Origin of the sequence: Mesorhizobium sp. B2-4-6 (assembly GCF_006442775.1) — a bacterium.
GTDB lineage: Bacteria > Pseudomonadota > Alphaproteobacteria > Rhizobiales > Rhizobiaceae > Mesorhizobium.
The window spans coordinates 1-6,261 of the sequence record NZ_VFVI01000031.1 but is presented as its reverse complement, the minus strand read 5'-3'; the positions used below and the strand labels follow the sequence as shown (position 1 = coordinate 6,261).

5 protein-coding genes are annotated in these 6,261 nt (G+C 61.2%); 3 read left to right on the top strand and 2 right to left on the bottom strand.

The features are described from left to right. The first annotated feature begins 257 nt into the window (after positions 1 to 257). The 3 genes from FJ957_RS31580 to FJ957_RS31570 are packed head-to-tail and all read left to right on the top strand — an operon-like array spanning position 258 to position 4,913. Complete coding sequence (locus tag FJ957_RS31580) at positions 258 to 3,083, top strand: molybdopterin cofactor-binding domain-containing protein (protein WP_140837530.1); 2,826 nt, start codon at positions 258 to 260, stop codon at positions 3,081 to 3,083. Continuing rightward, a complete protein-coding gene (locus FJ957_RS31575; protein ID WP_140837528.1) occupies positions 3,080 to 3,625 on the top strand; it encodes a (2Fe-2S)-binding protein in 546 nt (181 codons plus the stop codon). Before FJ957_RS31580 ends, FJ957_RS31575 begins: the two co-directional genes overlap by 4 nt. A gap of 10 nt (positions 3,626 to 3,635) precedes the next feature. Then, positions 3,636 to 4,913, top strand: a complete 1,278-nt coding sequence (locus FJ957_RS31570) for a cytochrome c (RefSeq protein WP_181180786.1) — start codon at positions 3,636 to 3,638, stop codon at positions 4,911 to 4,913. A 183-nt stretch (positions 4,914 to 5,096) separates the two neighbouring features. Here the strand turns inward: FJ957_RS31570 and FJ957_RS31565 are convergent, their stop codons facing one another. Together FJ957_RS31565 and FJ957_RS31560 are read right to left on the bottom strand one after the other, a co-directional pair. Then, positions 5,097 to 5,480, bottom strand: a complete 384-nt coding sequence (locus FJ957_RS31565) for a hypothetical protein (RefSeq protein ID WP_140837524.1) — start codon at positions 5,478 to 5,480, stop codon at positions 5,097 to 5,099. Positions 5,481 to 5,589: 109 nt separating this feature from the next. Next, positions 5,590 to 5,853 carry a hypothetical protein gene (locus tag FJ957_RS31560; RefSeq protein WP_140837522.1) on the bottom strand — a complete coding sequence of 88 codons (264 nt, stop codon included), beginning with the start codon at positions 5,851 to 5,853 and terminating at the stop codon, positions 5,590 to 5,592. Positions 5,854 to 6,261 lie beyond the last annotated feature (408 nt).

Below are 6,261 nucleotides of genomic sequence, written 5' to 3'. Positions count from 1 at the left end.
CGACGCCAAGCGTTTTCGCGTGTCGGAGAAAGGCATCTGCCTCATCACCCAGGACATGATCAACAAGCTGGCAACCTCAACTGTTCGATCCCGGAAAGAGGTGGCGCGGATTGATGTTGAAAGTTGATGGATCGTCGTCCATGCATCTTGGTAACTCTCGGAGAGCGCGGTTGCTCGCGACGGGCCATGCCGTAGGACGGGCCATGATGTAGAAGGCAATTTATGGGGCGACCCGAGAACTTTACGGAGGCAGTGTCATGAAAGCGGCCCTTTCGCGCAGGGATTTCCTGAAGGCGAGCGCCGTCGCCGGCGTTGCGATCAATATTTCATTCCTCCCTTCCAGGGCCGAGGCGCAGTTGATCGAGACGCCGCCACGACCGGGTCCTGATTGGCTGAACGGCCACGCCAAGCCGAAATACCGCCTCGACGCCATGGCCAAAGTTACTGGCGAAAAGGCGTTCACGCGCGACTACCGCGCCCGCGATCTCGAAGGATGGCCGAAGGAACAATCGCATGCCTTTCTGTTGCATGCGACCAGAACGGACCAGGCATTCGCCAGGATCGATCTCAAGGTGCTGGGCGACGACCTCAAGCCGGACCGGGTGGTGATGCATGAGGACCTCGTCGCGGATGGCGTCGAGATTCCGGTGCCAGGTTTCTACGGCGACGTTTTCCTGGTGCCGAAGGAGCAGACGGCGCGCCTGCTCGGCCAGCCTGTGGCCCTGCTGATCTATCACGACTTCGCTCGCTACGACGCGGCCAAGCGTATGGTGCGCTTCGACGACACGGTCGTGCGCTATGGCGGAAAGGCAGCCTCCACCACGCCGGCCAATTATTCCGCGACGCGCTATATCCGCATCGACAGTGGCGATCCCTATGCCGAGGATCGATTTTCATCACTGAAGGACACGGTCATTCGCGCAGGCTTCAAAGGCGATGATCCGCAATGGCCGGCAGCTGGTAATGGCGACGCAATGGCGCGCGGGATGGCCGCCGCGCTCGAAATCGAACGGGAGATTGCAACCGCCGGCGACGATGTGCTGGTATTGAAGCGCAGCTTCTTCTCCCAGTCGACCGATGCCTCGGCCATGGAGGCCGACAACGGCAATGTCTGGTACGATCCGGCGACCCGTGTCCTGCATGCGATGATCGCGACACAGTCGCCCTACGAAGTCGCCGAGGTTGCGGCTCACATGGTGTCGAAGTCGAAGTACCCTCTCAAGGAAGTCGATCTCCAGGTCGGCTATACTGTCGGCTACGGTACGAAGGACCACGCCATCTTTCCCTTCTACTGCGTGCTGGCGGGCCTCTACGGCGAGGGTCGGCCGGTGCGGCTTGCCAACGACCGCTACGAGCAATTCCAGATGGGATTGAAGCGCCACGCCTTCTGGATGGACAACGTGCTGGTGGTCGACCGCAAGACGGGGCAGTTCCGCGCCATGACCGGCACCTACAAGAACGACGGCGGCGGACGCGAGAATTTCTCGGCCTCCGTTGGTGCTGTCGGGGCGACTGCGGCGCAATCGATCTACTACCTGCCGAAGAGCGACTTCTCGGCGGCAACGGTAGCCTCGCGCGCCGTGGATGCCGGTTCGACACGCGGTTATGGCACGCTGCAAACCATGTCGGCCACGGAGATGATGGTCGACGAGATTGCCGAGTTGCTCGGCATGGATGTGATGGATCTGCGGCTGAGGAATGTGTTGCGCTCGGGCATGAAGAACACGCAAGGCGCCATACCGGCCGGCGCGATGCGCCATGAGGAGATCATTGCCAGGGCGCGCGAACATCCGCTGTGGAGCGAGCGCGCGAAGAAGAAGACGACTTTCGAAGCGTCCAATCCCGGCAAGAAATACGGCGTCGGCTACGGTCATGTGCACAAGGACTACGGCACGGGAGCGGAGGCTGCGCTCGCCACGATCGAGTTCGATGCCGAAGGACGCGTGAAGCTCGCACATGTCGCGCACGAGATCGGCACCGGCGCGACCACCTCGCAGGCCATCATGGTGGCCGATATCCTCGGCGTGGCGCCGGACGAGACCGAATACGGCAAGGTCCGGTGGGCGCAGATGCCGCTCGAAACCACCGAGCAGCCCTATACCTTGTCGCAGTCGGAGGAAGACCAGCGAAAGCTCAATCCGCGATGGACTCCCTCGTTCACTTCGCCGATGAGCGCTTCCAACAGCGTCTATTATCTCGGCCACGCCACGCGCGAGGCGGCGCGAGCTTTGATCGACCTTGCCATCTGGCCGGCGGCACAGGCGCTGTGGTCGCGCGGCATCGGCGGTGGCCAGATGGCGCCGGAGACGGTGCGGCGCGACGACCTGCGGCTCGCCGGCGGGATGGTCAACGCCGCGGGCCTGCAGCCCCTCTCCCTTGCGGAGATCGCGGCGGAGGCGCATCGGCAGGGGTTCGTCACGGGTGTGACCGTCCACACCTTCAATCGTTGGCAATGGGCCGAAGCGGAGTTCGATCTCGGCTCAGCCGGACAATATCGCTTCGCCATCGACGCGCTGGCAGTCCGATATGGCGAGGGTGCGCCCGACGAACGCAAAGCGCTCATGACACTGGACGGCTGGCAGTTCGTGGACCGCAAAACGGTTTTCTACCCGCCTGTTCAGCGCAACAATGCCGGCGTGACCTATTATACGCCCATGGCCACCCTTGCCGAGGTGGTCGTCGACACCGCGACCGGCGACGTCACTCTGCTTTCGCATCATTCCATCATGGACTGCGGCAGGCAGATCGTACCGGAACTGGTATCCGGCCAGATCCAAGGCGGCCTTGCCATGGGCATCGGCCATGCGCTCAAGGAGTATCTGCCACTCTACGAGGACGGCCCCGGCGACGGGACCTGGAACTGGAACCGCTACGAGCTTCCCATGGCAGAGGATGTCGCCGTGTGGTCGCAGACCGTCGATATCCTGCCGGCACTGTCCGAGACGGACCCGCCAAGGGGCATGGCGGAGGTGGTGATGATCGCGGTCGTCCCAGCCATCGCCAACGCCGTCGCACACGCCACCGGCAAGCGGTTCTACAGCCTGCCGATCACTGCGGACAAGATCCTGGAGGCGCTGGCATGACACTGGTGTCAAAGCAGCTCTCGCTCACCATCAACGACAAGCCCGTCGGCCCGATCGACGTGCCCGAAGCGATGATGATGCAGGACTTCCTCCACGAATATCTCAACCTGACGGGCTCGCGCATGGGCTGCGGCCAGGGCATCTGCCACGCCTGCACCGTGATCGTGGAGCAGGAGGACGGCTCGCTCGGTGAAATGCGCACCTGCATCACCGGTGCGCATTGGTTCGCGGACAAGAGATTGCGCACGGTCGAAGGTCATGCCAGGCGCGACGCGAGCGGCGCGATCATGGAACTGTCGCCGGTCCAGCAGTCCTTCATCGAGCATTTTGCCTTCCAGTGCGGCTATTGCACGCCCGGTTTCGTGACCGCAGCGACCGTTCTCATGGACCAGCTCAAGCGCAAGCCGGTGCCCCGCGCCGAACTCGATCAGGCCATCACGGATGGGCTCGGCAAGCACATCTGCCGCTGCACCGGCTATGTGCGCTACTTCGAGGCGGTGCGAGATCTCGCGCTCAAAACACCCGGTTTGGTGAAAGCGTAGCGCGGCCATGATGAAAAAACTGCTCTGGACCATGGCGGGCGCGATCGTGCTGGGCGCGGTCGTTGCGGGCGTGATTTTCGCTGGCCTGTTCGAGAAAAGCGTCGTCGGGAAGGACATTGACCAGCCGTTGACTGCCGACCAGATCAAGACGCTCGCCAAGCGTGGTGCCTATGTCGCCGTGGCGGCCGACTGCTATGCCTGCCACACCGCCAAGGGCGGCGCGCCCTGGGCTGGCGGCCTGCCATTCGAGACGCCCTTCGGCACCATCTATTCGACCAACATTTCGCCGGACAAGGACGGCGGCATCGGCGGTTGGACCCGCGCCGAATTCCATCGGGCCGTGCGTGACGGCGTGGGCAAGCACGGCCATCTCTACCCGGCCATGCCTTACGCCTCTTACCGCAAGATGACGCCAGAGGATGTCGATGCTGTCTATGCCTATCTGATGACGCGCGAACCGATGAAGGTCGCGAACAGGCAAAACGAGCTCGGCTTTCCGTTCAACATCCGCCAGAGCCTCACATTCTGGAATCTCGTCAACCTGTCCTCCGATGTCACGCTCGAGGTGCCGGCGCGCTCGGCCGACTGGAATCGCGGGCGCTATCTGACGGACGCGCTCGCCCATTGCGGCGAATGCCATACGCCGCGCAATGTTATGCAAGGAATGAGGCAAAACGCCTATCTCCAGGGTTCAGAGTTCGAGGGCGCTCACGCGCCTGACATCACCAAGGATGGATTGATGCGGATGGGCTTCGGTCCTTCGGTGCTGGCGGCTTTCATGAAGTCGGGCATTTCGGCCCAGGGCGCGATGACGGGCCAGATGTTCGAGGTCGTGCATTTCTCGACGCAATATATGACCCCCGGCGATCTCAACGCCCTGTCGGCCTATCTGTTCGATCTCGACGACGTGTCGAAGGGACAGGCGCCGGCTCCATCGCCGCCGGTCGAGGTCGCCCCCGAACTCGTGGCGTCGGCAAGACCCACCTATCTCGCGCTATGCTCCGGTTGCCATGGCATCGACGGCCAGGGCATCCCGCATGTTGTAGTACCACTTGCCACCAATGCATCGCTGAGATTGACCAGCGCTCGAAACTTGGTGCGTGCTATAGCCGATGGGATCCCGGCCCAGCGCTTTCCCGGGCTGCAACGCATGCAGCCGATGCCGGGTTTCGCTGACCAACTGGATGACCGCCAGTTGGCTGACCTCGTGAACTGGATGCGCGAAACCTGGGGCGATCAGGAGTCGAAAGTATCGAAGGAAGAGATCAAACAACTGCGTGCGCAATAATGCGGGCTGGCCGTCGCCCGGCTCGTTTCGTCAGTCCCGCGCAGATACCGATAGGTTCTGTCGAGAGGCAGCCGTACGGCTGGAAAATCGCTGTACAATGCTGTCGCATCGTCGGCGCCCGGAATATGCTGACACGAGCCCCAAACGGATCGGCAATACCCACAGGCAACTTTCATTCAAAGCCTAGCGGAGAGGCGCACAGCCGGCATTGCGCAGGGCTGCTATGAAAAGGATTGCGTGTCCCCGGATATCATTGTTTGCCTGGTCCCGAAGCGGCAGGTTACTCCAGCATTCCAATGGTTCGATAAAGCTGGCGAAGCCGCCACCGGCGATACTGGACCTGACGGACGCGCCGTCCTTGTCCAAGACGAGTATGCCTATCTCTCCACGCGCATAGCTTATGGCGGCAACCCGCTGATAGTGCGCATCACCGTCCAGGCGGATTTCGAACAGCAGCCGACCTGATGTCTGACGGGCGATTTCGGTTGCTTTTTCTGCAAAGCCCAACGGCAGCGATCGGACATTTCCGACCGCCATTTCAAACAGAACCGATTCAGCCGCCGCCATGAATGCACTTTGCGCCAAGTGCCGCGTCGTGCAATCAAGACGTGCAGGTTATTCACAGCCTGCCAAAAGCGTGACTGCCCGGAATTCTCCCGCTCACGAATCTCATGTCCTATCCCAAGGGCGCTTTGACGGCACCCGTTTCCCTTTCGCTAGCTATGCGAAACGCTAGGGGATCATCTTCGGGCGCATGGGCATAGTAACTATCGGCGGCCATCACCAACAACGCGCGAGTGATTTCGGCCGGCGCCCAGCCCGCCCTTGCGGCAGCCATGAGAAGGCTTTGGAAATGCGGCTCCAAAGCTTGCCGACAATCGTCGGGATAGTTGGGGTCGTTTGCCGCACGCTGCGGACCATTGATGCGCGGCCGCGCCATGTCCGTTTCCCTTCAATTGCGCTCGCAAAATACCCTTGGGGTACCCAGCCTCAGACGAAACCGGGCAAAGCCGATCTCAAAACGGTCCCTACGTGATCATCAGCAGCACAAAGATCAGCGAGACTGTCGCTAATACGACTGAGGCGACGAAGATCGCCAATATCGGAAAGTCGATTGACGACGAAGTCGCTGCCATATTCTCCCTTCGCAGCAATCGCCGCAAATCGGCTCTGGAAGCCGTAAGGGTCGCCGTAAAATGAGAAGGCCGTGTCATTTTAAAGCATTAAACCAATATTGATCTGTTTCAATCTAGCTTTTCGCGTTGAAGAGCACATCTGCCGAAAGTCAGGGGCGATGATGACGAAAGTCATATTCGTTTGCGGCCGGTTCGGGCTTACGTCAAAGTGG

What these genes read in the sequence shown, in the direction of transcription:
- FJ957_RS31580 (WP_140837530.1), top strand. Translation starts at nt 258, where the DNA reads ATGAAAGCGGCCCTTTCGCGCAGGGATTTCCTGAAGGCGAGCGCCGTC.
- FJ957_RS31575 (WP_140837528.1), top strand. Translation starts at nt 3,080, where the DNA reads ATGACACTGGTGTCAAAGCAGCTCTCGCTCACCATCAACGACAAGCCC.
- FJ957_RS31570 (WP_181180786.1), top strand. Translation starts at nt 3,636, where the DNA reads ATGAAAAAACTGCTCTGGACCATGGCGGGCGCGATCGTGCTGGGCGCG.
- FJ957_RS31565 (WP_140837524.1), bottom strand. Translation starts at nt 5,480, where the DNA reads ATGGCGGCGGCTGAATCGGTTCTGTTTGAAATGGCGGTCGGAAATGTC.
- FJ957_RS31560 (WP_140837522.1), bottom strand. Translation starts at nt 5,853, where the DNA reads ATGGCGCGGCCGCGCATCAATGGTCCGCAGCGTGCGGCAAACGACCCC.